The organism is Streptomyces ossamyceticus, assembly GCF_001418475.1.
In the GTDB taxonomy this organism is placed as follows: Bacteria; Actinomycetota; Actinomycetes; order Streptomycetales; family Streptomycetaceae; genus Streptomyces; species Streptomyces ossamyceticus.
Genome location: NZ_LIQX01000661.1, coordinates 1 through 2,060 on the forward strand (window position 1 = coordinate 1; position 2,060 = coordinate 2,060).

Annotated in this window: 2 protein-coding genes; both read right to left on the minus strand. The window is 73.5% G+C overall.

The features are described 5' to 3' along the window. Positions 1 to 1,296: copper resistance CopC/CopD family protein (locus AOK15_RS36035; RefSeq protein WP_240508754.1), on the minus strand; the 1,296-nt coding region annotated here is incomplete at its 3' end. A 183-nt stretch (positions 1,297 to 1,479) separates the two neighbouring features. Beyond that, the gene (locus tag AOK15_RS36040; protein WP_055522681.1) at positions 1,480 to 1,962 is read right to left on the minus strand and encodes a cupin domain-containing protein; all 483 of its coding nucleotides are present in this window, start codon (positions 1,960 to 1,962) and stop codon (positions 1,480 to 1,482) included. Positions 1,963 to 2,060: the final 98 nt, after the last annotated feature.

The window sequence follows — 2,060 nt, forward strand, 5'->3', positions numbered from 1 at the left end:
GCCGCTCTCGCCGCTCTCGCCCTTCTCACCGTTCGCGCTGTTCTCACCGTTCGCGCTGTTCTCGCCGCTCCCGCTGTTCTCGCCGCTCTCGCCCTTCTCGCTGCTCTCGCCGCTCTCGCCGTTCGCTGCGACCGCCATCGCGCCCAACCGCGCCGTCCACCGGCGGGAGAACGCGGCCGCGGCCAGCAGCAGGGCGACCGCCGCCAGCTTGGCGAGGAGGACCTGGCCGTACGCCGTGGTGGTGAAGGCGGACCAGGAACCGAGGCCGCGCCAGGACTGGTAGACGCCGGTGACGACCAGGACGACCACCGAGGCGAAGGCCAGGCGGGAGAAACGGGTGACGACGGCGGCCGACAGCGTCTCCGGGGCCCGGTACAGCACGGTCAGCAGCGCGGTCAGGCCGCCCAGCCAGACGGCCATGGCGAGCAGATGGAGCACGGAGGAGGTCATCGCCACCGGCACCTGGATGCCCGCGGAGGCGTGCTCCGCGGCCGCCCACGTCCCGGCGAGCCCGACCGAGAGCAGCACCCCGGCGCCGACCGCGCCCCGGCCCCAGCTCTCCTGACCGCGCACCCGGACGAGGAGGAAGAGGACCACCGCGAGCAACGTGAGCCGCGCCAGCAGCGCGAGGCCCGGACGCGTCCCGACCGTGCCGCCGAGGACGGACGGGTCGAGGACGGCGCCGACGCCGCTGCCCCGTTCGTACGGTCCGCGCAGGAGCAGCAGGACCACCGAGGACAGCGTCAGGGCCAGCCAGCCCGACAGGAGCAGCCTGCGGAGCGGGGCGTCGGCCCGGCCGAGCACCGCGGTCACGAAAACGGTGACGCCGATGAGCAGGGCGAGGGCGCCGTACGCGAAGTAGCGGGTGATGTCGTAGAAGGAGGCGGTGAGGGGGTCCTCGGTGAGGTCGGCGGGGAGGGTCGCGGAGGTGGCGGAGGGTTCGCCGACGGAGAAGAGGAGCGCTCCCGAGATGGGGTGGCTGTCGGCGGAGATCACCCGCCAGGCGACGGTGTACGTGCCGTCGGCCAGCCCCTCGGGCAGGGTGACGCGGGCCGTGTCGGACCGGTCGCCGGACCGCCCCGGCTTGCTGGTGTCGACCGCCCGGTTCTCGGGGTCGATGACACGGATGGAGTCCTGGAGCAGGCTCACCGGTTCCGTGAAGGTGAGGGTGACGTCCTTCGGCGCGGAGTCGAGGACGCTGCCGTCGGCGGGATCGGTGCCCTTGAGCGCGGCGTGCGCCGACGCGGTCCCCGCCCCTCCGAGGAGGAACAGGACCAGCACGGTGCCGAGCAGCACCAGGCGCCGGACATACGGAAGACCCCTCACGCCCCTCACGCCGGTTCCGCCCTGTCGGCTCTCGTCCCTGTCACTGCGTCGGCCCACGTCGCGCTCCGGATCCACTGTCGCCGGCTCGGATTCCTCCGAGTAGGTACGGGCGCCGGGAAGCGTGTGTTCACCACTCATCCCGGGCGTCCGCCCTCATTCCCTCCCGAGCTCGGCGATGAGCGCGGCCCGCTCGGGGTACCGCCGCGCCAACTCCCCCGCGTCGCCGTGCTCGTACCCCTCGAAGGTGAACCCCGGCGCCATCGTGCAGCCGAACAGCGTCCACGCCCCGTCGCCACCCAGCACCCGCGCGCCCATCCAGGTCCCGGCGGGCACGACGTACTGCACATGCTGCCCGCCGAGCACGTCCGGTCCGAGCACGACGGTGTCGGAGGAGCCGTCGGGGCGCAGGAGGAGCAGCCGGAGGGGGTCGCCGAGGTGGAAGTGCCAGATCTCGTCGGTCGGCAGCCGGTGCAGCGCCGAGTAGTCCCCCGGCTCGGTGGTGAGCAGGGCGACGATCGCGGTCCCCGCCGGCCGCCCGTCGCCCCGCTCGGGCCCCGCCCACGTCTGGCGGAAGCGCCCGCCCTCCCGCGGGATGGGCTCCAACGCGTAGTGCGCGATCAGGTCGTCAGGAGTCACCCGCCCACGCTACGTCCGAACGGGCCGCCCCGACACCGTCGCCCACCACCGCACCACCCCGCCACCTGCCTCTGATACCCATCTGACGCTGCCGACGA